Consider the following 23,559-nt stretch of genomic DNA (forward strand, 5'->3'; position numbering starts at 1 on the left):
GCTATTCACCGTTCATGATTCGAGACGATATCAAGCAAGCCCAGATCGCCGCCATGAAGGCCGGCGACAAGGAATCCCGCGCCGCGATCAGCCTGATCCAGGCGGCAATCAAAAACCGCGATATCGAGGCGCGCACCGGCGGCGCGCCGGCGGATGACGACGCACTCGTCGTGGAAGTGCTTCAGAAAATGGTGAAGCAACGCCGCGAATCGATCGAGATGTATCGCAAGGGCGACCGGGAAGAACTGGCGGCCGCAGAGGAGCGCGAGGTCGCGGTGATCGAGCGCTTCCTTCCGCAGCAGATGAGCGCGGCCGAGACATCGGCCGCGATCGAGGCGATCAAGGCAGATCTTGGCGCGGCCGGCATGAAGGACATGGGACGTGTGATGGCCGAACTGAAAGCGCGTCACGCCAGCGTGCTGGACATGTCCAAGGCAAGCGGACTGGTGAAGGCCGCACTTAGCTGAAAAATTTAATGTTTGCGGTGGGTGGGGCTTCCTGCGCATAGGTTATAATGCGCGTGTGAGTCTCTCCCCCGCCTTTCTTGACGAGCTACGCGCGCGAACATCGCTGTCCGCGTTAATCGGCAAGACGGTCAAGCTCACCAAGGCGGGCCGCGAGCACAAAGGCTGTTGCCCGTTCCACAACGAGAAGACACCCAGCTTCTACGTTAACGACGACAAAGGCTTCTATCACTGCTTCGGCTGCTCGGCGCACGGCGATGCTATTCGCTGGATGACCGACCAGCGCGGGCTGCCATTCATGGACGCGGTGAGGGAACTCGCCGCCAGCGCCGGGCTGGATCTTCCGGCCCCCGATTCCCGTGCCGCCAAGCAAGCCGAACGGCAGAACGGCCTGCATGACGCGATGGCCGAGGCTCAGACATGGTTCGTCAGCCAGTTCGCAGGCATCGGCGGCGGCGAGGCGCGCGCGCTGGCCGAGCGGCGCGGGCTTGCAGCGGAAACGTTGCGGGATTTCGGCATCGGTTTCGCGCCGGACGCGCGCGGCAAGCTGCGCACGGCGCTCAAGGAATATGGCGATACCGCGCTGATCGATGCGGGGCTGCTCATCAGCGTCGAGGGCAAAGAGCCGTATGATCGCTTTCGCGGCCGGCTGATGATCCCGATCCGCGATCAGCGCAGCCGGGTCATTGCGTTCGGCGGCCGTGTGATCGGCGATGGCGAGCCGAAATATCTGAATTCCCCCGATACGCCGCTCTTCGACAAGGGGCGCACGCTCTATAATCTCGATCGCGCCGCGCCCGCGGCGCGCAAAGCCGGCCGAGTGTTCGTGGTCGAGGGGTATATGGACGTGATCGCGCTGGCGCAGGCGGGTATCGCGGAAGTCGTTGCTCCCCTCGGCACCGCGTTGACCGAGCATCAGCTTGATCGACTGTGGCGGATGGTCGATGTGCCGGTCCTGTGCTTCGATGGCGACAACGCCGGGCAGAAGGCGGCGATCCGCGCCGCGCATCGCGCGCTTCCAATGCTGGCGCCGGGTCGCAGCCTCGCCTTCCTCAACCTGCCGGATGGTCAGGACCCGGACGATCTCGTCAAGGCGAAGGGGCCTGCGGCGTTCGAGACTCTCGTGCGTGAGGCTGAGCCGTTGGCCGATCGCCTGTGGAAGCACGAATTCGCCGCCGAGCCGCTCGCCACTCCGGAACAGCGCGCCGGCCTGCGCCGCCGCCTCAACGAGCTCGCGCAATCGATCGCCGATCCATCGGTGCGCAGCGAATATCAAAGCGAATTCCGCAATCGCTTCGACGATGCCTTCTCGCGCGCGCGGCCAAATTTCACATCGCGTAGCGGCTTCATGCAACGCGCGGATCGTCGGCCCGGACAGCGCTGGACCCCACCGTCGCCGCCGATCACCGAGGATGCGAAGGCGGTGCGCGCCGCTGGCGGTATCGACCGGTTGCTCGCCAAGGCAGTTCTCGCGGGGCTGATCCGCCATCCCGCCGAGATCGCGCGCCATATGGAAGTGCTTGGCGGCATGCGCATGGTCGATGGCGCACTCGGCCGGCTGTTCGAGGCGGTTGTCGATCTCGCTCTTGAGGATCGCGCGCTTGATACCCGGCGCCTTGTGACCATATTAGCAAAGTCCGGTTTCGATACGGTCGCTTCTGACCTGCTTCGGGCCGATACGATGCCATACAGCTTTACGCAGCGAACAGGGGATGAAAGCCAGGCGCGCGCCGACCTCGACGAGGCAATCGCGATTCTGGTTGCCGGTCCCGAGGTGAATGCGGCGCTTGCGGATGCAACTTCCGCGATGCAGGCGCGCTTTACCGACGATGCGTTTCAGCGGCAGGTGGCGTTAGTGAAGGAAAAGCAGGCGTTGGAGCTTCGGCTTGCAAATCTCGTTCAGTCGAACGAAGACGCCCGCGCTCTTGGTGCCGAGGATAATTGATGGCGAAGGTGAACGGTAGCGGTGGTGACGACACGACGGACGTGGCCGATGCCCCGCTGATCGATTTGAACGATGCGAACGTCAAGAAGCTGATCGCCCGCGCAAAAAAGCGCGGATACATCACCTATGACCAGCTCAATGAGGCGCTGCCGCAGGACCAGATGTCCTCGGATCAGCTTGAGGACATCATGTCCGCGCTCAACGAAATGGGCGTGAACATCGTCGAGAATGAAGAGCAGGGCGAGGACGGCGAGGAGCAGGAAGCCGAGGAGGAGGTCGATGCCGTCGACTCCGACCAGGAAAATGCGCCGGTCATCGAAAAGAAGAAGGAGACGGTCGATCGCACCGACGATCCCGTCCGCATGTACCTGCGCGAGATGGGCGCGGTCGAGCTTCTCAGCCGCGAGGGCGAAATCGCGATCGCCAAGCGGATCGAGGCCGGCCGCGACACCATGATCCTCGGTCTGTGCGAATCGCCGATCACGTTTAACGCGATCATCGACTGGTCCACCGCGCTCAACGAAGGCACGATGCAGCTACGCGAGATCCTCGATCTCGATGCGATGCTATCGAAGGGGCCTTCGGCGGAACAGGTCGAGGGCGCCGAGGAGGACGACAGCGGGGAGATCAGTGAGAAGACCGCGGGCGCCAGCTTCAAGGAAGAAGAAGAGCCCGAGGAAGAAGTCGCCGCTGACGATGACGATGACATGACCGAGCGCCGCGCGCGTCGCCCGGCCGATGACGAGGACGAGGACAACACCCTGTCGCTCGCGCAGATGGAGGAAACGCTTAAGCCGCAGGCGCTTGAGAAATTTGCCAATATCACCGCGATCTACAAGAAATTTTCGCGCATGCAGGAGCAGCGGCTGGACGCGATGGGCGCCGGCGGCGAACTTTCGGCCGCTGAGGAGCGGAAATACCAGAAGCTGCGCGAGGATCTGACCGCCGAGGTGGAGAGCGTTCAGTTTCACAATGCGAAGATCGAATATCTTGTCGATCAGCTCTACAGCTTCAACCGGCGCCTGACGGCGCTGGGCGGGCAGATGCTGCGCCTTGCCGAGCGCCACAAGGTCAACCGCAAGGATTTCCTTGATCGCTACATGGGCCATGAACTCGACGACACGTTTCTCCAGACGGTGAACGGTCTCGATAAGAAATGGACCGCCTTCGCCACCAACGAGGCGGGAACGGTCGAGCGCATCCGGGCCGAGATCGCGGAAATCTCGCAGCAGACCGGCATGGCGCTCGGCGAGTTTCGCCGCATCGTCAATATGGTGCAGAAGGGCGAGCGCGAGGCGCGGATCGCCAAGAAGGAGATGGTCGAGGCCAACCTGCGCCTGGTCATCTCGATCGCGAAGAAATACACCAATCGCGGGCTGCAATTCCTTGATCTTATTCAGGAGGGCAACATCGGCCTGATGAAGGCCGTGGACAAGTTCGAGTATCGTCGCGGCTACAAGTTCAGCACCTATGCCACCTGGTGGATCAGGCAGGCGATCACCCGATCGATCGCCGATCAGGCGCGCACGATCCGCATCCCGGTTCACATGATCGAGACGATCAACAAGCTGGTGCGCACCAGCCGCCAGTTCCTCCATGAGCAGGGCCGCGAGCCGACGCCGGAGGAAATGGCGGAGCGCCTTTCCATGCCGCTGGAAAAAGTGCGCAAGGTGATGAAGATCGCCAAGGAGCCGATCTCCCTTGAAACGCCGATCGGTGACGAGGAGGATTCGCATCTCGGAGATTTCATCGAGGACAAGAACGCCGTCATCCCGGTAGATGCCGCTATCCAGGCGAACCTGAAGGAAACCGTCACCCGGGTGCTTGCCAGCCTGACCCCGCGTGAGGAGCGTGTGTTGCGCATGCGTTTCGGCATCGGGATGAACACGGATCACACGCTGGAAGAGGTCGGCCAGCAGTTTAGCGTGACGCGCGAACGCATCCGGCAGATCGAGGCGAAGGCGCTGCGCAAGCTCAAGCACCCCAGCCGCAGCCGCAAGATGCGCTCGTTCCTGGATCAGTAATCGCGCGAGGGGCGGCCAGCGAGCCGCCCTTCCTTTTTCGGCTTAGAAGTGAATGCCGACCGAGGCGTTGTAACTGAGATCGCCGCGCCGTGTGTCAACGGCAGCGCCCGCGCGGATCACCGGCGCGTTTTCGCCGACGAAGGCTTTCGACAGGCCCATCGCGAATGCGGTTTGCCCGCGGCTGCCACCGATGGCTGCGCCGACCATCCCCCGTCCTGGAATGAACGCCTGCGGCAATGCCGACAAGGCATTCGAACCGGCAGCGAGCGCACTCATGTCCCGCCGCAACTCGGCATTGTTCGCCGCGATCATCTGACGGCTGGCCACGGTGGCGCGGTCAAGCGTCTCGGCTACCGCACGATCGGTATAATCGTTCGCTGTCGCCAGCGTCGTCGCGCTTGAAGCGTTGAGTTGCCCCACGGTTGCAGCATCGTTCGCAGCAACACCATCTGCGACGCCCGTCAGCCGGCGATCGCCCGACAAACCCGCGAAAGATACCGATGTACCGCCACTCTGCGAAGCGATCGTGACGGGTGCGTCGCGATCGGCCTGACGGACCAGTCCTGCCCGGCCCGCATCCACATCGCCGCGCAGCGTCACCACCGCGTCCTGCGCTGCCAGCGCGACCTGATTGACGATCTCGATCCGCGCGCCCTGCTGGGTCACGAGATCGACGGCAGCATTCAATCGCGTGTCGAGCGCGCCCACAGCAGATCCCTGGGCCTGGAGGTTCAGGCTGAGCGCGTCGGCGACACCGGCCGATGCCTGCAACTGACCGGTCAGGCCGGCCAATAGCTGTTGCTGCGCCTGCAAACTGCTCGCGACCGTGCCCGCCGCAGCATCGATTGCCGCGAGCCGATCGAGCAAATTCGCGCGATCCACCTCCAGTTGCGTGATCGCCTGCGTATTGGTCGTCACCCGGCCATCGATCACGGTGATCGATCCAGCCTGCAGGGTAACGCGAGTATCGAGCGACGCGAGCGAGCCGATCACGTCGAGCAGGGTCTGCGCGGTCGCCGGCACGGGCACCATGGCGGAAGAGAATCCCAGCAGCAGAATCAACGAACGAGGCATCTCAATCTCCCGGAAAAGCCCCGGCGGCGGTGGACGAAGCCGCCGCCGGGATGACACGCACGCCCCTGGACAGGGCGATGTGACGAAGTGGAAGGCGTCGGACGAGGGACCGTGCCCGGAAGCGCCTTCTTGCCGGAGATGAAGGTGGACATCTCGATCGCCGGCATCATTCTTCTAGGCGGCCGCGATTACATTACGGTCGATCGCGCCAACCGACGTTGCTGCGTGAAACACGAACAACGTTCGGCGTTGCGCGCACCACAGCACAGGAAGGTTTTCACCAATTGCCTCCGTTTCGGCTGAAAGCGACGCAATCTGCCGATCCCGACCAATCCGAAACGGAGATGCTCGCTTGCCGGCGGGTCGCATCGGCGATCAACTCGCCCCTATGAGCGATATCGAACCGATCCGCCGGGGTGAGCAGCAGTGCGTCACCGCATCGCAGCTTGTTCGCCACTTCGGCCTTTGGCAGGAGCGCGCGGCGCGCGAGCCCGTCTATGTCCTGCATCGCGGCCGCCCACGTTTTGTGCTAACCTCGATCGACGTGATCGAGGCGCTGTGCGCCCCGCTGGCAGCGACAACTTCCGACGACAACACTGCTCTGGCCGCGCTCCTCGACGGCGACGAAGCGATCAATATAATTTTTGATCGAAATGGGCGCGTTTCTATCGCCAGTCGTGCGGCAAGGGCGCGGTTCGGCGAGGCCACACGGCCCGGCACGCGCGCAACCGGGCTGGCGGTAGCCGCGGGTCAGATGATAGAGGATGCGATATTGCGTGTCGCTCACGGCGGTATCGCCGAGACGATCGAGATCATCCCCGACGCCTTTCGCACGCGACGCTTCCGATGCGAGCTGTCTCCCTTCCCGAACGGTTGCCTTTTGCGCGCGATAGATCAGACGACCGAGCAGGAACTGCTGGTCGCACGCGCGATGCTGCTCGCGTCGACCCTGTCGAACGCAGCGGCGGGGGCTGTCTGCGTTCGCCTCAGCCCTCGCGGCTATATTGTCGCGCCCACGCCGGCGCTGTCGCAACTGACCGGCATTTCGCCCGAAGCGCTTGCAAACGCGCGTTTCGTATCGCTGCTCACGGTCGCCAGCCGCGTTGAGGCCGGTGAGGCAATCGAGGCTGTGGCCAGCGGCGAGGGTCCAAGAAGGGTGGATGCGGAATTGCTGGTCCACGGTGCCTCGCCCCTCCCCGTCACGATCGGTCTCGCTGGAACAGCGATCTCTGCCCGTATCGAGGAGCTGGCCGTGACGATCGTGCGCACCTGCGCATAAACCCCGTCTTTACATCGTTCCGCTAAGAACGGCCGCTGATGATCGTTGATCGCTTTACCCAGCGATGAGACGTGCCGTGTAAGGGACGACCGTGCAAACAGTGTTGATTTCCGCAGCCCCCCGGTTGGGCGATGCCGTCACCGCATTGATCGATGCGGACGGGACAGCCAGCGCGAGCTGGCCGATCGCGCTCGCGCATCCGGCAACGCCGCTGCGTGATCTTGCGGATGCCGTGCATGCGGTTTGCGCGCTGCACGGGATGGCTCCCAGCATTATCGAGCAAGCGAGCGTCGCACCTGGCTCTTCGGGCCAGATGCGTGAATGGCTGATGTCCAGCGCGTCCATGTTCGATGCGGAACGCGCTATGCTGGCGGCGTTGACCGCGGCGGTCGGGCCGCAGCCCTCCACGCCAGGTCAGGCACAAACCGAAGCGGCGATCGTCGCGCAGCGCCATGCGCTGACGATGCTCGCCGAATCGAATCGCGTCGGTTGCGCGATCGGCGCCGCGACGGCCTTCCTGCTCGACTGGATCTCGATACGCAGTATTCTCGTCATTGCGGGCGAGCGCGTCGGCATCTTGCCCGAGCGCAGTCCGTTGCCCACCGACCGCGAAACACGGGCGTTGCTCGACGATCTGGGCGGCGGCATGGCGATGCGACGCGCGGTTACGTTCGGCGCGCAGCAATTACTCGCTCAGCACCGCGGGCTGTGGCAGCTGCTGGATGCTCGCGCCTCGGCACGTCGCGCGCACTAAGGCAAACGCCACCCGCGCTTATTCAACCGCGAGTCGATCCGCGTCTTCCTCGACATGGCCGGCAAGCAGTTCGACCGGAACGATCGCCTCGATCTCGCGCGCACCCGGTTCGATATTGAGATCGCGCAACTTACGCGCGCTAACCAGCGCGCGGGATTCAAAGCTGTTGACGAACGTGTTGTAGTTCTTGACCGCAGTGTTGAGCCCACTACCCACCACCCGAAGATCGCCAACTGCCTTGGCCAGCCGGTCGTACAATTCCTTGCCGAGTGCTCCGATCTGCCGCGCCTCGCCCGCCAGCTTTTCCTGCCGCCACACGGCGGATACCGTGCGCGCGATCGCGATCAGATTGGTTGGCGTCGCCAGCAACACGCGCTTCTCGAACGCCGCATCCCACAAGGTGGGGTCGTGTTCCAGAGCGGCGGAGAGGAAATGTTCGCCGGGGACGAACATGATGACGTAATCCGGCGCATCGGGAAACTGGTTCCAATAAGCCTTCGCACCCAGCGTATTGACGTGCGCTCGCATCGCATTGGCGTGCGCGGTGAGGCCAATCTGCCGGTCTTTCTCATCGACCGCCGCGAAGGCATCCTGATAGGCGTTGAGCGACACCTTGGCGTCGATCACGAGCGATTTGCCGCCGGGCACACGCACCACGGCATCGGGACGCAGTCGCTCGCCATCGTCGCCGGTGACGCTGACTTCCATGGCGAAATCGGCGTGTTCGGAAAGTCCGCACGTTTCCAGAACGTTACGCAACTGCTGCTCGCCCCAGCGCCCGCGCGCCTTGGGCGCGGCTCGTAGCGCATTGACCAGCTTCTGCGCCTCTGATCGTACCGATTCCTGACCGATACGCATCGCCTCGATCTGGCCATAAAGCGATCCGAACGCATCGCGCCGCTCCGCTTCGACTTTGGCGACGCCCTCCTCATAACGCTGGAGCCGCTCCGTGACGGGCTGAAGCAACGCCTTCAGCCCCTGCCCCGCCGTCTCCTCGGACTGACGGAAACGTTCGTCGGCGCGTTCGAGAAATGCCTTCTGCGCCTCGCCAAGCAGATTGCCCGCAACCTCGCGGAAGCGCCCCGCCATATCGTCCTTGGCCGCCTTGAATTCGGTGATCCGCGCCTCGAACGCCGCCGCCTCGGTTTCGCGGCGGGCCAGCTCGGTGCGGGCATGGTCGCGCTCGGTTCGGATCGCATCGAGTTCGGTGCGCAGTGCATCCGCCGCCTTTGCGCGCTCGGACGCGCCCGCCAGATCGACGATCGCCTGCTTGAACTCCTCGGCGCGCTGATCCCGCTCGGCTCGAAGGCCCGCGACATCGCGCCGGCCGATCATCCAGCCCAGTGCGAGCCCTAAAACAATGCCCGCCAGAGCAACAGCAGCAGCTTCAACCATCACCGGAACATAATCGGAACGACAGTGCCGTGTCTATACCGGTGCGTCGATCGAGCGCGGCGGCGTGCTGAACCAGCGCGGGCCATCCGGTGTCATGTGGAAGCAATCCTCCAGCCGCACGCCATATTGCCCGGGAATGTATATGCCCGGCTCGTTCGAGAAACACATGCCGGCGGCGAGCGGCGTCATTTCGCCGTGGACCAGGTTCACCGGTTCGTGGCCATCCAGGCCGATGCCGTGGCCGGTTCGATGAGAGAGGCCGGGCAGCTTGTAGCCGGGCCCATATCCCCACTTCGTGTAGGCCGCGCGCACCGCGTCATCGACCGACCCCGCCGCCGCGCCGATCTTCGCCGCGGCGAGCGCGATGTGTTGCCCCTCGGCAACCTGCCCCCACAATCTGCGCTGCGCGGCACTCGCGCCGCCGTGAACCCAGGTACGCGACACGTCGGACTGATAGCCTTGCACCGTACACCCGCAATCCATCAGGATCATCTGCCCAGCGGAAACACGATGAACTTCGCGGCTGCCATGCGGATAGGCCGACGCCTCGCCGATCAGCGCCATCGAGAATTCCGTATTGCCGCCAAGGCGCCGTGTCGCCGCGGTCATCAGCGCGCCGACCTGCTCGCCCGTCATGCCGTTCTCGATGCGCGGATGAACCCAGCGATAGGCTGCAATGGTGACGTCGGTAGCGGCCTGCATCAAGGCCAGTTCCGCTGGTGTCTTTATCATGCGGCATCCGCGCACGATCGGATTTGCGGAAACCAGCTTTGCTTCGGGCAGCACTCTCGCCAACCCATCGGAGGCGAAGAAGCGCGTAGTCTCCTCGATGCCGATCGCTCGCCCGGCGAGCTTGCGATCGCGCAGGAAGCCGGCGGCCACCGCCAGCGGGTTCTGATCCTCCTGCCACACGCGCACCTCCGCCGGGACCGCGAGCGTTTCGCGTACGGAAGGCTCCTCGAAGAAGGGCGTCACGATGCACGGCTCGCCCTCAACCGGGATGATCGCGGCAGTCAGACGCTCGCTGCGCCACCAGACGACGCCGGTGAAGTATATCATGCTCGATCCCGGCTCGATCACGATCGCACCGATGCCATGCTCCCGCATCAGCGCCTGGGCGCGACGGAGCCGGGCGGCCCGCTCGGTGATGTCGATCGGCTTCAAAGCGAGGGTGATGTTCTTCAACTCTGCCAGATCCGGCTCCGCGGCGCGGACCACGCCGGCGAGATTAGCGAGCGGCAACAGCGCGGCGGCACCGAGCAGGTTCCGGCGCGTCGGCAGATAGCGATCGATCAGCATGGTGCGAACCGATACGGTGCTTGACCGCGCGACCGCAATCCCCTTTGCGTTCGCACCGGTTTCTCCGGGAGTTTTCATGAGCAAGCGGCTCACCACCTATATCATGATCGCGCTGGTCCTTGGACTCGTCTGCGGACTGGCGCTGAACATGTCGCTGGCGGACGGAAGCAGCGCATCGCAGGCGCGGCTGGAATCGCTGGCCGGTTATTTCTCGATCGTCACCACGGTGTTTCTGCGCCTGATCAAGATGATAATCGCGCCGCTCGTTTTTGCCACGCTTGTTTCCGGCATCGCGCAGATGGGGGACACCAAGGCACTCGGCCGGATCGGCGCGCGGAGCCTGGCCTGGTTCATATCGGCCAGCCTATTGTCGCTGGGGCTGGGGCTGGCGCTCGTCAACCTGTTCCAGCCCGGTGTTGGCGTTCATCTTGCGCTCCCCGCAGCGAGCGCCGCCAGCGGGGTGGAGACCGCCGCTTTCAACCTCAAGGACTTCATCGCCCACATCTTCCCCAGCTCGATGGTGGATGCGATGGCGAAGAACGAAATCCTGCAGATCGTGATCTTCTCCATCTTCGTCGGCGTGGCGATCACCGCCGTTGGAGAGAAAGCCGCTCCGCTGGTGCGAGCGATTGACGCGCTCGTCCATGTGATGTTGCAGATCACCGATTATGTGATGCGCTTCGCCCCGTTCGCGGTATTCGCGGCGGTCGCCGGCACGCTCACGGAGCGCGGGCCAAAGGTGATCGGCCAACTCGCCTATTTCATGGGCACCTTCTATCTGTCGATGTTCATCCTGTGGCTGGTGCTCCTGGCGATCGGCGCGCTGTTTATCGGGCGCCGCATTATCGAGCTGGTCCGCTATGTGCGCGAGCCTTTGCTGGTGGCCTTCTCCACCGCCTCGTCGGAAGCTGCTTATCCGCGCATGCTGGAGGCACTGGATCGCTTCGGCGTGCCGCCGCGCGTCGCCAGTTTCGTGCTCCCGCTGGGCTATTCGTTCAACCTCGACGGCTCGATGATCTACATGGGGTTCGCGACTTTGTTCGTGGCACAGGCCTATGGCATTCATCTGCCACTGGCGACCCAGATCACGATGCTGCTGGTGCTGATGGTGACATCGAAGGGCATCGCCGGTGTCCCGCGCGCCAGCCTCGTGGTGATCGCGGCGACGATGCCGATGTTCAATATCCCCGAGGCGGGCCTGCTGTTGATCCTTGCGGTGGATCACTTTCTGGACATGGGTCGCAGCGCCACGAACGTGGTGGGCAACGCCGTCGCCAGCGCGGTAATCGCGAAATGGGAGGGTGGATTCGACCGCGCCGAGCCTGTCTCGATCGAACCGCCCCACGCGCCCAGCGGGCATGGCCCGGCGCGCGAGGTGGAAAGCTTCCGCGAGATCTGATCGGTCAGCCGGACCGTAACAGTGCCACGCCTGCCTCCCGCTCAAACAGATAGAGCGCGGTTCGGGCCGCCTGCCCGCGCTCACCCGAAAGGCCACCGTCGCGATCGATCAGCAGCCTGGCATCGTCGGTCGCGGGCGGCAGCAACTCACCGAGCTGCTCGGCGGTCGCGATGCGGAACACGGCCTCGCCGGATTGGCGTGTGCCGAGCAGTTCGCCCCCCCCGCGCAGCCGCAGATCCTCCTCCGCGATACGGAAGCCGTCATTGGTGTCGCGCATAAGCGCCAGCCGTGCACGCGAGGTTTCGGACAGTGCACGACCTCGCAGCAGCAGGCATACCGAATGCCCCCCACCACGCCCGACACGTCCGCGAAGCTGGTGAAGCTGCGCCAGCCCGAAGCGGTCGGCATGCTCGATCACGATCAGCGTGGCGTTGGGCACGTCCACGCCCACCTCGATCACCGTCGTCGCCACCAGTACGCCGTGCCGACCGGCGGCGAAGGCTGCCATTACCGCGTCTTTCTCCGGCCCCTTCATCCGTCCGTGGATCAATCCCACGCGGTCGCCGAAGCGCCCCGCCAGTGCAGCCGCGCGAGCTTCTGCCGCAGCAAGATCGCTCTTCTCGCTTTCCTCTACCAGCGGGCAGACCCAATAAGCCTGCTTACCCTCAGCGAGATGCCGGCCGAGCGCCTCGACCACCTCGCCGAGCCGCTCCTCGCTGATGACGCGCGTCTCGATCGGCTCGCGGCCGGGCGGCATTTCGTCGAGATGACTCTGATCCATCTCGCCATATTGCGCGAGCGTCAGCGTGCGCGGGATCGGGGTAGCGGTCATCGCCAGCACGTGCGGCGTCGTCCGCCCCTTCGCCGTTAGCGCCATCCGTTCCGCCACGCCGAAGCGATGCTGCTCGTCCACAACCACCAGACCGAGATCGCGATAACCGACCGCCTCCTGAAAGATCGCATGGGTGCCGACGAGAATATCGATCGAGCCGTCCGCCAGCCCCATCAGCGTTGCTTCCCGCACACGGCCTTTGTCACGGCCGGTGAGCACCGCCACCTCCACCGGCATACCATAAAGCGTGCGCCGCAGCGTTTCGTAATGCTGGCGCGCCAGTATCTCCGTCGGCGCGAGCATCGCTCCCTGCGCGCCTGCCTCAACCGCGATCAGCAGCGCCATCGTCGCCACCAGCGTTTTACCAGAGCCGACGTCGCCTTGCAGCAGCCGCAACATCGGCGCCTCCTGCGCCAGATCGCCCTCAATCTCCCGCCCGGTCCTGGATTGTGCGCCGGTCAACGCATAGGGCAGCTTCAGCATGTCGCGCAGCCGCCCGTCGCCACGCAGCGCCCGTCCGCGCCGCCGTCGCGTGTCCGCACGCACCAACGTGAGCGCGAGCTGATTGGCGAACACCTCGTCATAGGCCAGTCGCGCGCGGGCCACCGCATCCGAGGGATCGGCATGAATTCGTGTTATCGCCTCGCGCCAGCCCACCCAGTTGCGCTTTGCCTTGAGGCTCGGCTCGATCCATTCCGGGAGATCGGGCGCGCGCTCGAGCGCCTGCTGGATCAGCCCGCCGAGCCGGCGCGAGGTTATCCCCTCGGACAGCGGATAGATCGGTTCACGCTCGCGAAACCCGTCGTCCCCCTCGATGTCAGGATGAACGATCTGTAGTTCCTGACCATAGCTTTCGAGCTTACCAGAGATGCGCACCGCGTCGCCAATCGGATAGAGCTTGCGCACCCAACCCGACGATCCGCCGAAATAGACGAGGCTGACGTGGTTCCCCGCAACATCCACCGCACTCACCCGCGTCGGCGCACGCGCGCCGCCACTGCTTCGTATATCCTTCGGGGTAAGCGTGATCGCGATTATCCGCCCCGCATCGCTCGCCGCCAGCGTCTCGCGCGGCCAGCGATCGATCCAGCCGCTCGGCAGGTGGAACAGCAGATCGATCACGCGCGCGATTCCCAGCCGGTCGAGCGGTTTCGCCAGCGCCGGCCCGACGCCCTTCAGCGCGGTGATCTCGGCGAACAGCGGATTGAGGATATCGGGTCTCATGACTACATGGCGCATTACCCGCACCCGACGCGCGCCGCCAGCGCCCGCCGGGCAATTGACGTTGAGGACCGATGGACCACGCAATACGCCTGAAACGCCTGAAGTTCCGCGCCTGGCATCGCGGCGTGCGCGAGGCCGACCTGATGATCGGCGGCTTCTTCGACGCGCACCACCTCGATTGGAGCGCTGAGGAGCTTGACTGGTTCGAGGCGCTGCTCGAGGAGCAGGACGTCGATATAATGGGTTGGGCGATCGGCTCCATCCCATGCCCGCCCGAATGGGACGGCGCGATGATGCAGGCGATGCGCGGCCTGAATTATGTGCAGGTGCCGAAATAGGCAGGCGACATGCCAGCACGCTCGCATGTCATACGCGCAAGGCCCCGGTTTCCGCCGTGGTGACGACCTGAAAAAGAAGAACATGCCCGAACTCAACCAGATACTTGCCGCCACAAAGCCAATCACCCTGGCGGGCGTGCCGGCGGGCTTCCTGCCCTCGTTGCTGGCGGACCTGGCGCGCGCGGCCACCCGGCGCGCGGTGTTCATCGCGCCTGACGAGGCGGCGATGCGGGCGATCGCGGCGACCGCCCATTTCTTCGCGCCGGAACTGGAGATCATCGACTTTCCGGCGTGGGACTGCCTGCCTTATGATCGCGCCTCCCCCACGCTGCGCGTGATGGCGGAACGGATCGGGGCGGTGCATCGCCTGCAGCAGAAGCGACGCGGCCCGCAGCTCGTGCTTACTACGGCGAACGCCGCCACGCAGCGCACGCTTACCCCGTTCCGCATCCGCCAGCTTGTCGCAAACCTGAAGCCGGGCGAGCGGATCGGCCTGGATCGGCTCGCCGCACTGCTTCAAGCCAATGGATATGTCCGCACCGACACGGTGCATGACGCCGGCGAATATGCGATTCGCGGCGGCATCGTCGATCTCTTCCCAAGCGGCGAATCGCAGGCGCTGCGGCTCGATTTTTTCGGGGACGAGATCGAGAGCGTCCGCACCTTCGATCCCGACGACCAGCGCACCACCGGGCGGGTCGACGGCTTCACGCTGCTTCCAGCCTCGGAGGCGCTGCTCGACGAGGATAGCGTAAGGCGCTTCCGCAGCCGCTATCGCGAAACCTTCGGCGCCACCGCCACCGGTGATCCGCTGTACCAGGCCGTGAGCGAGGGACGGCGGCTGGCAGGGATGGAACATTGGCTGCCGCTGTTCGAGGAAAAGCTCGCAACTTTCTTCGATCACATCGGCGACGATGCGCTCGTGGTGCGCGACAACGGCGTAATCGCCGCCGCCGAGGGACGGCTGGAGGCGATCGCCGACTATTACGAGAATCGCAAGCGCGCCGAGGCGGCCCAGCCCGGCAGCTATCGCGCGCTGCCAGCTCGGACGCTGTACCTGGACGACGCCGAATGGCGCGCGGCGCTCCAGGCTGCCACCGTCCATACCGCCACCCCTTTCCACGAGCCAGAATCAGCTGGGGTGGTCGACTTCGGCGTCGATGGTGCGCGCGATTTCGGTGCGGAGCGCGCGTCCGGCGTCAACGTCTATGAGGCGGTAGTCGCGCACCTCGCCAAGTTGCGCAGGGAAGGCCGCACGCCGGTGCTGGCAAGCTACTCCGGTGGCGCACGCGAGCGGCTGGCCAGCCTGCTGAAGGATCACGGCCTGAGCGGCGCAAAGCCGGTCGATACATGGCAGCAGGCGCTGGGCATCGGCGAGACGCAGGTCGCGCTGATCGTCCTGCCGCTCGATCACGGCTTCACCGCGCCGGGCGTCGCGGTACTGACCGAGCAGGACATGCTGGGAGACCGGCTGATCCGACGGCACAGGCGCCGCAAGTCCGCCGATGCATTTCTTGCCGAACTGGCGACGCTCACGCCCGGCGATCTGGTGGTGCACGTCGATCACGGCATCGGGCGGTATGAGGGGCTGACATCGATCCCGGTCGGCAAGGCCCCGCATGATTGCGTCGCGCTCACTTACGCGCGCGGCGACAAGCTCTACGTGCCGGTCGAGAATCTAGAGGTGCTATCGCGCTATGGCTCCAGTGAAGAGGGCGCGGCGCTCGACAGGCTAGGCGGCGAAGCGTGGCAGCGCCGCAAATCCAAGATGAAGGAGCGCATCCGCGAGATCGCGGGAGAGCTGATCGCGGTTGCCGCCGAGCGTGCGTTGCGCTCGGGCGAGGTCGCTGAGCCGGACTCCAATGGCTATCCCACCTTCGTCGATCGCTTCCCGTATGAGGAAACCGACGATCAGGATCGCGCGATCGAGGATGTGCTCGGCGATCTTTCCGCCGGCAAGCCGATGGACCGGCTGGTCGTCGGCGATGTCGGCTTCGGCAAGACGGAGGTGGCGTTGCGCGCTGCGTTCGTCGCGGCGATGGCCGGGATGCAGGTGGCGGTGGTCTGCCCCACCACCCTGCTCGCGCGGCAGCATTTCCAGAATTTCGTCGCTCGCTTTGAAGGTTTTCCGCTGAACATCGGTCGCCTCTCCCGCCTCGTCACGGCCGGCGAGGCGAAGGCCACGCGCGAGCGCATCGCCTCGGGCGATATCGATATCGTGGTGGGCACACACGCAATCCTGGCGAAGAGCGTGGAATTCAAGCGGCTCGGCCTTGTCATCGTTGACGAAGAGCAGCGCTTCGGCGTCACCCACAAGGAACGGCTGAAGGCGCTGAAGGCGGACGTCCACGTCCTCACCCTCACCGCCACGCCGATCCCGCGCACCTTACAGATGGCAATGTCGGGCCTGCGCGAACTTTCGGTGATCCAGACCCCGCCCGTCGATCGGCTCGCGGTGCGCACCTATGTGATGCCATGGGATCCGGTTGTGCTGCGAGAGGCGCTCCTGCGCGAGCATTATCGCGGTGGGCAAAGCTTCCTTGTCACCCCGCGCATTGCCGATCTGCCGGATATCGAGGAATATCTGCGCAGCGAGGTGCCGGAAATCCGTTACGTCATCGCACACGGCCAGATGGCCCCCAGCGAGGTGGAAGAGCGGATGAGCGCCTTCTACGACAAGAAGTTCGAGGTGCTTGTCTCCACCTCGATCATCGAGAGCGGGATCGATATCCCGTCCGCCAACACGATGATCGTCAACCGCGCCGATCGGTTCGGCCTCGCGCAGCTATATCAGCTTCGCGGGCGTGTCGGCCGCTCGAAGACGCGTGCCTATGCCTATCTCGTCACGCCGCCGGAGCGGCAGATGACCGATACCGCCGAAAAGCGGCTGAAGGTGCTTTCCGATCTCGATTCCCTGGGGGCCGGCTTCCAGCTCGCCAGCCACGATCTCGACATCCGCGGCGCGGGCAACCTGCTTGGCGACGAACAGTCCGGCCACATCAGGGAAGTCGGCTACGAACTGTACCAGTCGATGCTGGAGGAGGCGATCCTGGAGGCCAAGGCGGGCGGCCTTGCCCAGCGGCGGCGCGATTTCTCTCCTCAGATCACAGTCGACGCGCCGATCCTTATCCCCGAGGAATATGTGCCGGACCTCGATCTGCGCATGGGGCTTTACCGTCGGCTCAACGAGCTGGATGACAAGCAGGCGCTGGAATCCTTCGCCGCTGAGATGATCGACCGGTTCGGCAAGCTTCCTGAAGCTACCGAGAACCTGATCCGCGTGATCGAGATCAAGATGAACGCCAAGAAGGCGTGCGTGGCGAAAATGGATATCGGGCCGAAGGGCGCGCTCGTGACTTTCCACGATGATCGGCCGCCGAACGTCGAAGGGTTGCTCGCCTATGTTCAGCGGCTCGGCGCCATCGCGAAGCTCAGGCCGGATTCGAAATTCGCACTTACACGGTCATGGCCGGATGCGGATGCGCGGCTTAACGGTGCGCTGCAATTGTCGAAGGGGTTGGCGAAGGCCGCGGGTTGAGCGACCAGCCTGCCACCAGCGCCGCCAGCCCGTCGGAATCGAGCGGCCCGGCGCACAGATAGCCCTGATAGAGATCACAGCCCTCGCCGGCGAGCATGTCGCGCTCGGTGGCCGTTTCCACGCCCTCGGCGATCGTTGCGAGCCCCAGCGCATGCGCCATCGCGATCACCCCGCGCACGATGATCCGGTCACGTGCCGATCCGGCGATATCGCGCGTGAGGCTGCGGTCGATCTTCAGGTAATCGAGCGGGAGCGCCTTGAGATAGGCGAGGCTCGAATAACCCGTGCCGAAATCGTCGATCGCGACGCGCAATCCCTGTTCGCGCAGCGCCCCGAGCGCCACGGCGGCCACCTCCAGATCGCCGATCAGGCCCGTTTCCGTGATCTCGGCGGTCATTCGCGCGCGCGCGATCCCGCTCTCCTCGACATGACCGATGAAGCGCTGAACGAAATCCGGCCGCGCCACGTCCGCCGCCGTCACGTTCACCGCGAGCCGCAACCGCTTGAGCACGTCCGGCCAGCGCGAGGCGGCATAAAGCGAGCGCACCAATATGTGTTCGGACAACGCTGCGCCCAGATCGGCGCGATCGGCGGCGGCGAACAGCGTTTCCGCGCCGAGGGTGCCAAGCGTGGGGTGATCCCACCGAGCCAGCGCCTCGACGCCGGTGATATCGCCGGACGCGAGCATCACCTGCGGCTGGAACAGGATCGCAATCTCGTCCCGGTCGATGGCGCGATGCAGATCGGCCGCCAGGCGCACGAGCGGCGCCGCATAACTTCGCGTCGATTGGTGCACGGTCGCACTGTCACTGGCGCGGGCGGCGTCCAGCGCATCACGCGCGCGCGCCTGCAACTCCGCCGCGGCAACACCGCGCGCCACGCCGATCCGGGCGCCCAGGTTGACCATCGCATCGCCCGTATCGAAAGGCCGCGCGAGCGACGTCTCGATCGCGCTGACCACCTTCGTGACGGTTTCCTCCTCGGTCGCAAGCGCTATCTCAAACGCGGCACCGTCGCCGCGCGCGATCTGGCGGTTGCCAGCCGCGACGAACTGCACGGCGTCCACGATCCGCGCAAATGCCGCCGCGAGTAATGAATCTCCGATGGAACGGCCGAACGCGGCATTGACGATGTCGAACCGCGTCAGGCTTATCGCCAGCATCGCGAGGGGGTCGCCACCTTCGCCATGCGTGGCAAGGAAGCGCGCGATTTCGCCTGGTGTGGTCTCACCGCCCCGACGCATGAAAGCCTGCCGACGTACCCGTCTCGCATGCCGTGCAGCAAAGCGCAGCATCGCGAGCAAGGCAGTTGGCTGATCACCGACGACGGCGTGGGTCGCTCCAGCATCATACGCCGCCGCGATCGATCGTTCGCTATCGACGATCGCGAGCAGCGCGGCCTGCTGCTCAAACGCCACAGGCGCCAGCGCCGCCAGCGCCGCCAGCCCGTTCCGCGCATCGACAAGCCGCACGAGCGGCGCCACGTCAGAGGTAATCCACCCGGCAGGCGCGATCATTGGCTCCAGTGCATCGCGGGCGGCATCGGGGGCGATGGCAACCGTGGTTGTCGGCTTCGAAAATGGTTGCGACCCGATCATTAAAGTTTTGTTAGCCGCCCGGGGCGTCCGCGCCAATCAATTCGCGATCGAACCAACACAATAATTGCCGCAGGCTTGCCGCGATGGACCTTAGCCCCTAGCTCTTGCGTACGATGACGTCTTCAGAATCTGGCGCGTCCCGCACGCTCATGGACGGTTTTGGCCGCTCGATCAGCTATCTGCGGATTTCGGTCACCGATCGTTGCGATCTTCGTTGCCGCTATTGCATGTCGGAGCGGATGACCTTCCTGCCGCGCGACCAGGTGATGACACTGGAAGAAATCGCGGTGATTACCGAGCGGTTTATCGCTCGCGGCGTGCGCAAAGTCCGCCTGTCGGGTGGCGAACCGCTGGTGAGGCGTGATGTCGTCGATTTGGTGCGTCGGCTGGGCCGGCATGTCGGGACAAGCCTCGACGAACTGGTGATGACGAGCAATGGCACCCGCCTGGCCGAGCATGCCGACGCGTTGTTCGACGCCGGCATGCGCCGCATCAATATCAGCCTCGACAGCCGGGATCCGGAGCGGTTCCGCTTCATCACGCGGCATGGCGACGTGGCGCAGGTGATGCGCGGCATCGATGCGGCGCGCACGGCGGGGCTTCGGGTGAAGATCAACATGGTCGCACTCAAGGGGCTCAACGAGGATGAGATCGGCCCGATGCTCGATTGGTGCGTTGCACAGGGTCTGGATCTGACCCTGATCGAAACGATGCCGCTTGGCGCGATCGACGAGGATCGTACTGACCGTTTCCTCCCCCTCACCGCCGTGTTCGAGCGGCTTTCCGCCAGCCACGAGCTGGTGCGCGATCATGCGGGATCAGGCGGGCCCGCAAGATACTGGCGCGTCGGCAGCAGCCGTTCCAGGCTGGGCCTGATTTCTCCGCTTACGGCTAATTTTTGCGACGGCTGCAATCGTGTGCGCCTGACGACCGACGGGAAGCTATATTCCTGCTTGGGCCACGAAGATCGCGTCGATCTAAAGCGCGCCTTTCGTGACGGCGGGGTTGCCGCGCTCGATACCGCAATCGACGACGCGCTGATCTCCAAGCCGTCCCGCCACGACTTCCAGATCGCACATGGCACGGCGCCGGCGGTATCCCGCCACATGAGCGTCACTGGCGGATGACCGATTATCCCCGGCGCGCGCTTGTCGCGTCGCCCACCGCCCAGGCGCAGGCTGCGCGCGCAGAACTTTTCGACGCATGGGATTGGTGCCCGGTCGACGAGGCTGATCTGGTGCTCGCGCTAGGGGGCGACGGTTTCCTGCTCCAGACACTACATGGTCTGCTGGAGGCGCGACGCCCCCCTCCCCCGGTTTTTGGAATGAATCTCGGCACGGTCGGTTTCATGATGAACGAGTGGCGACAACATGGCCTTGACGAGCGGCTGATCCGCGCGCGCGCCTTCAAGGTTACGCCGCTGCTGATGACCGCAACAACGATCGACGGCCGCATCCATACGCTGCCCGCGATCAACGAGGTGTCGTTACTGCGCGAAACGCGCCAGACGGCGAAGATCGAAGTGACGGTTAACGATCGCATCGTGCTGGAGGAACTGGCCTGCGACGGTATTCTCGTCGCAACGCCGGCCGGCTCCACCGCCTACAACCTCTCCGCGCACGGGCCGATACTGCCGCTGGGTTCGAACATGCTGGCGTTGACCCCGATCAGCGCCTTTCGCCCCCGCCGCTGGCGCGGGGCGATCCTGCCCGATCGCGCGCGCGTGTCGCTGCGTATCCTGGATCCCGGCAAGCGCCCCGTCTCGGCCGTGGCCGACCAGCGCGAAATTCGCGATGTCGCGCAAGTCGACATAGCGATGGATCGGGCGCGTGAGCTCACCCTGCTTTTCGATCCCGAACACGCGCTGGACGACCGGATTACAATGGAGCAGTTCATTGCATAAGGTTGATCGCGAAACGGGGTTGCATCAAAAATTTGGGCGGCTATAGACGCGCCTCCCGCACGGCATTCCCTGATAGCTCAGCGGTAGAGCTCTCGACTGTTAATCGAGCGGCCGTAGGTTCGAATCCTACTCAGGGAGCCACCGTGCGGAATCCGCCACATTGCTGATATCGATCCGCCCTGCTGATATGGGCGCTTGCCAGCGCGCGCGGGGCGCAGCATCCCTTTCCCATCAAAAGCATGGGGGAGAATCACGATGCGCTTAATGGCTGTCCTGCTGCTGGCCACCGCAGCCCTGCCTGCATCAGCGGAAACACTGCCAAACGCGAGCCCAGGTGACGCCACCACGCGCAGCTTTACCGGTAGTGATCTGTTCCAGCTGTCGATCGCCGCCGATCCCCAGATCAGCCCGGATGGCCGCGCGATCGTCTATGTACGTCGCTCGGCCGACATCATGACCGATCGCATGCAGTCATCCCTGTGGCTGATCGACGTGGCCAGCGGCCGGCAGACGCCGTTCGCCGCGAGCGGCTCCAGCCCACGCTGGTCGCCTGACGGCACGCGTATCGCCTATGTCGCAGCGGATGGCGCGAACCCGCAATTGTTCGTGCGATGGGTAGGCAATGGCGCCGCGACGCGGGTGACCACGCTGCCGGACGATCCGAACGCGCTCGCCTGGTCGCCCGACGGTCGCCGCCTCGCCTATATCGCGACTGTCGCGGGCGAGCCGACCACCTTGGGAAAGTCACCCGCGAAGCCGGAGGGTGCGAAATGGGCCGAGCCGCTGGAAGTGATCGATCGCATCACATATCGCGCGGACGGCGGCGGCTATATCAAACCCGGCCACGATCATGTCTTCGTCGTTTCAGCCGATGGCGGTGGTGCCCGACAACTCACATTTGGCAAGTTTGATGATAACGGCCCGCTCTCCTGGAGCCCTGATGGCCGCACTATCCTGTTCTCCGCGATCCGTTCCCCGGATGCGGAGCGGCAGGTGATGAACAGCGAGGTGATCGCGGTCGATACTGCAAGCGGCGAACTTCGCACCCTGACCAGCCGGGACGGGCCGGACAACGCACCGATCTTCTCTCACGATGGCTCGCGCATCGCATGGCTCGGCTTTGACGATCATCGTCGCAGCTATGAAAATACGCAACTCTATGTCGGCGATCGCCTGGCAGGCGCCCCGCGCTCGATCACCGGGACGCTCGATCGCGCGATCGAGGACGCCGTATGGGCAGCGGACGACAAGACGATCTATGTCAGCTACGATGACCACGGCCACCGCAAGATCGCCCGCGTCGCGCTCGACGGGCGCCTCTCGCCCATCGCCGACAATATCGCCGGCGGCGGGATCGACCGGCCTTATACCGGCGGCGACTTTTCGGTTTCGCGCGGCGGCCTCGTCGCCTTTACCGGCGGCGAGGCGAACGCGCCGGCGGATGTGTGGGTATGGTCCGGCGGAAAAGCACGGCGACTGACCAATCTCAATGCCAACCTGCTGGAAGCAAAGGCGATGGCGCCGGTGCGCAAGATCGCCGTGACCGCGCCCGACGGCCGCGCCATAGACGCCTGGATTGCGACCCCACCAGGTCTGCAGGCTGGGCAACGAGCGCCGCTGATCCTGGAGATCCACGGCGGCCCGAACAGCGCTTATGGGCCAAGCTTCTCGAGTGACGTGCAGCTTTATGCCGCTGCCGGCTACGCCGTGCTGTGGACCAACCCGCGCGGCTCCACTTCCTATGGCGCGGAATTCGCGAACCTCATCGACAAGAATTATCCGAGCCAGGATTACGACGATCTGATGGCTTCCGTCGATGCAGCGATCGCGGCTGGCACTGCTGACCCTGACAATCTGTTCGTCACGGGCGGATCGGGCGGAGGCGTGCTGACCGCGTGGATCGTCGGCAAGACTGATCGGTTCAAGGTGGCCGCCACGCAGAAGCCCGTCATCAACTGGACGAGCGAGGCGCTGACGATGGACGCCACGCTGTTCACATCGCGTTACTGGTTCAGCAAGCTGCCGTGGGAGGATCCCATGGCATATTGGAAACGCTCGCCGCTCAGCCTTGTCGGCAACGTAAAGACACCCACCCTCGTCGTGGTCGGCGCTGAGGATTATCGAACGCCCGTGAGCGAGAGCGAGCAATATTATGCCGCGCTGCAGATACAGGGCGTGCCAACGGCGCTGGTGAAGGTGCCGGGCGCCAGCCACGGCGGGCTCGCCGGGCGGCCGTCGCAAAGCGCGGCGAAGGCCTCGGCGATTGTTGCATGGTTCGATCGCTATCGGAACAAGGCGAGCGCCGCGAAGGGCAAGTAGATCGCATTGCCGGGCGCAGCCAATGACGGTCGCGCCCGGCAATGCGATTGCGGTCGGGATCAACCCGCGCTAATGGGCGCGTCCGCAACGATGCTGGGGCGTCGCCAAGCGGTAAGGCAGCGGCTTTTGATGCCGCCATTCGCAGGTTCGAATCCTGCCGCCCCAGCCAGCGCGC

17 protein-coding genes and 2 tRNA genes are annotated in these 23,559 nt (G+C 64.6%); 14 read left to right on the forward strand and 5 right to left on the reverse strand.

Going from position 1 to position 23,559, the window contains the following annotated elements; translation table 11 throughout:
• The first annotated feature begins 14 nt into the window (after positions 1–14).
• From ACM61V_RS11835 to rpoD, 3 genes are read left to right on the forward strand one after another with little or no spacing between them, the layout of a single operon-like run.
• The gene (locus ACM61V_RS11835; RefSeq protein WP_137786207.1) at positions 15–467 is read left to right on the forward strand and encodes a GatB/YqeY domain-containing protein; all 453 of its coding nucleotides are present in this window, start codon (positions 15–17) and stop codon (positions 465–467) included.
• Positions 468–522: 55 nt separating this feature from the next.
• On the forward strand, positions 523–2,409 hold the full coding sequence (gene dnaG / locus ACM61V_RS11840) for a DNA primase (RefSeq protein WP_137786208.1): 1,887 nt from the start codon (positions 523–525) through the stop codon (positions 2,407–2,409).
• A complete protein-coding gene (gene rpoD / locus ACM61V_RS11845; protein ID WP_137786209.1) occupies positions 2,409–4,433 on the forward strand; it encodes an RNA polymerase sigma factor RpoD in 2,025 nt (674 codons plus the stop codon). The genes dnaG and rpoD overlap by 1 nt, the downstream gene beginning before the upstream one ends.
• A 42-nt stretch (positions 4,434–4,475) precedes the next feature.
• Here the strand turns inward: rpoD and ACM61V_RS11850 are convergent, their stop codons facing one another.
• A complete protein-coding gene (locus tag ACM61V_RS11850) occupies positions 4,476–5,507 on the reverse strand; it encodes a YadA C-terminal domain-containing protein (protein ID WP_137786210.1) in 1,032 nt (343 codons plus the stop codon).
• Positions 5,508–5,651: 144 nt separating this feature from the next.
• Here ACM61V_RS11850 and ACM61V_RS11855 point away from each other — a divergent pair, with 144 nt between their 5' ends.
• From ACM61V_RS11855 to ACM61V_RS11865, 3 genes are all read left to right on the forward strand, one after another.
• A complete protein-coding gene (locus ACM61V_RS11855; RefSeq protein WP_171007527.1) occupies positions 5,652–5,810 on the forward strand; it encodes a hypothetical protein in 159 nt (52 codons plus the stop codon).
• Positions 5,811–5,895: 85 nt separating this feature from the next.
• Positions 5,896–6,786 carry a hypothetical protein gene (locus ACM61V_RS11860; RefSeq protein ID WP_137786211.1) on the forward strand — a complete coding sequence of 297 codons (891 nt, stop codon included), beginning with the start codon at positions 5,896–5,898 and terminating at the stop codon, positions 6,784–6,786.
• 91 nt (positions 6,787–6,877) lie between these two features.
• The gene (locus ACM61V_RS11865; protein WP_137786212.1) at positions 6,878–7,540 is read left to right on the forward strand and encodes a DUF6975 family protein; all 663 of its coding nucleotides are present in this window, start codon (positions 6,878–6,880) and stop codon (positions 7,538–7,540) included.
• Between the two features lie 18 nt (positions 7,541–7,558).
• On the opposite strand, the gene ACM61V_RS11870 is transcribed toward ACM61V_RS11865, so the two are convergent.
• Together ACM61V_RS11870 and ACM61V_RS11875 are read right to left on the reverse strand one after the other, a co-directional pair.
• Positions 7,559–8,935 (reverse strand): DNA recombination protein RmuC, encoded by a 1,377-nt coding sequence (locus ACM61V_RS11870; RefSeq protein WP_137786213.1) that lies wholly within the window; start codon positions 8,933–8,935, stop codon positions 7,559–7,561.
• 33 nt (positions 8,936–8,968) lie between these two features.
• Positions 8,969–10,234, reverse strand: coding sequence for a M24 family metallopeptidase (locus tag ACM61V_RS11875; RefSeq protein ID WP_137786254.1), 1,266 nt, complete (start codon positions 10,232–10,234; stop codon positions 8,969–8,971).
• A gap of 76 nt (positions 10,235–10,310) precedes the next feature.
• Between ACM61V_RS11875 and ACM61V_RS11880 the strand changes: the two genes are divergently transcribed.
• Positions 10,311–11,633: a dicarboxylate/amino acid:cation symporter gene (locus tag ACM61V_RS11880; protein ID WP_137786214.1), complete on the forward strand. Its 1,323-nt coding sequence runs from the start codon at positions 10,311–10,313 to the stop codon at positions 11,631–11,633.
• A gap of 4 nt (positions 11,634–11,637) precedes the next feature.
• On the opposite strand, the gene recG is transcribed toward ACM61V_RS11880, so the two are convergent.
• A complete protein-coding gene (recG, locus tag ACM61V_RS11885; RefSeq protein WP_137786215.1) occupies positions 11,638–13,689 on the reverse strand; it encodes an ATP-dependent DNA helicase RecG in 2,052 nt (683 codons plus the stop codon).
• 71 nt (positions 13,690–13,760) lie between these two features.
• Between recG and ACM61V_RS11890 the strand changes: the two genes are divergently transcribed.
• The gene (locus tag ACM61V_RS11890) at positions 13,761–14,027 is read left to right on the forward strand and encodes a succinate dehydrogenase assembly factor 2 (RefSeq protein WP_137786216.1); all 267 of its coding nucleotides are present in this window, start codon (positions 13,761–13,763) and stop codon (positions 14,025–14,027) included.
• A gap of 82 nt (positions 14,028–14,109) precedes the next feature.
• Positions 14,110–17,565: a transcription-repair coupling factor gene (mfd, locus tag ACM61V_RS11895; protein ID WP_419714263.1), complete on the forward strand. Its 3,456-nt coding sequence runs from the start codon at positions 14,110–14,112 to the stop codon at positions 17,563–17,565.
• Here mfd and ACM61V_RS11900 read toward each other — a convergent pair.
• Complete coding sequence (locus ACM61V_RS11900; protein ID WP_171007528.1) at positions 17,516–19,081, reverse strand: EAL domain-containing protein; 1,566 nt, start codon at positions 19,079–19,081, stop codon at positions 17,516–17,518. The genes mfd and ACM61V_RS11900 overlap by 50 nt on opposite strands.
• Before the next feature lie 194 nt (positions 19,082–19,275).
• Here ACM61V_RS11900 and moaA point away from each other — a divergent pair, with 194 nt between their 5' ends.
• The 5 genes from moaA (at position 19,276) to ACM61V_RS11925 (ending at position 23,553) form a co-directional block, all read left to right on the forward strand.
• Entirely contained in the window at positions 19,276–20,289 is a 1,014-nt protein-coding gene (gene moaA, locus ACM61V_RS11905; protein ID WP_419714013.1) for a GTP 3',8-cyclase MoaA, read from the forward strand.
• Complete coding sequence (locus tag ACM61V_RS11910; RefSeq protein ID WP_137786219.1) at positions 20,286–21,065, forward strand: NAD kinase; 780 nt, start codon at positions 20,286–20,288, stop codon at positions 21,063–21,065. Before moaA ends, ACM61V_RS11910 begins: the two co-directional genes overlap by 4 nt.
• 66 nt (positions 21,066–21,131) lie before the next feature.
• Positions 21,132–21,206 (forward strand) — tRNA-Asn (locus tag ACM61V_RS11915).
• A 114-nt stretch (positions 21,207–21,320) separates the two neighbouring features.
• Entirely contained in the window at positions 21,321–23,384 is a 2,064-nt protein-coding gene (locus ACM61V_RS11920; protein ID WP_419714014.1) for a prolyl oligopeptidase family serine peptidase, read from the forward strand.
• A 94-nt stretch (positions 23,385–23,478) separates the two neighbouring features.
• A tRNA-Gln gene (locus ACM61V_RS11925) sits at positions 23,479–23,553 on the forward strand.
• Positions 23,554–23,559 lie beyond the last annotated feature (6 nt).

Origin of the sequence: Sphingomonas sp. TX0543, from assembly GCF_048565505.1 — a bacterium.
In the GTDB taxonomy this organism is placed as follows: domain Bacteria; phylum Pseudomonadota; class Alphaproteobacteria; order Sphingomonadales; family Sphingomonadaceae; genus Sphingomonas.